Source organism: Vibrio sp. 378 (assembly GCF_033339435.1).
In genome coordinates this window covers 1-549 of record NZ_JAWOUO010001020.1, presented here as the reverse complement: position 1 = coordinate 549, position 549 = coordinate 1, and the positions used below count along the sequence as shown (strand labels likewise).

The 549-nt window shown below is 44.4% G+C and carries 2 pseudogenes; both read left to right on the top strand.

Going from position 1 to position 549, the window contains the following annotated elements:
- Positions 1-366 (top strand): annotated as a pseudogene (locus R7Q48_RS30145) (hypothetical protein); the annotation flags it as partial.
- Positions 367-370: 4 nt separating this feature from the next.
- Positions 371-549 (top strand): annotated as a pseudogene (locus tag R7Q48_RS30140) (protein BatD); the annotation flags it as partial.

Sequence of the window (549 nt, the reverse complement as noted above, 5' to 3'; positions counted from 1 at the left end):
CAACAGCAACAGCAACAGCAACAGCAACAGCAACAGCAACAAAAGTCTCAGAATAGTACTAAACAAGATCAAGGACAGCAGTCACAAAATCAACAAGACGCTGAAAATAAAAAAGAAAAGCAAAAATCCGAACACAAAGCTAAGCAGCAAAAGGCCGAGACGGAAGTAGAAAAGCAAGGTGAGCAAAAAAAAGGTGAACCTATGCAGGCGCAAGCCCAACCAGAAAAAACACTTCAGGATGATCCTGAATTCCGCCGCCTAGAAGCTGTCGAAAGTGCTCGAGATCCAAGCTTTTTGATTCGTGCACAAATGCAGTTGCAAGCTCAACAAAAACAACGTCCACAACAATCTCAGAAGGAGTGGTAAGCCCATGATGAAAAAAGGCGTACATCTGGTCTTTATTCTTGTGGCCAGCCTGTTATCTAGTTTCTCGGTGATGGCACAAAGCCTCCAGGCAAGTGTCAACAAAACTGAAGTGGCTAAAAATGAAGTCATCAACCTACGGATAATGGCAGACTCAGAAGTTGCGTCCGACGCCATCGACTTCAG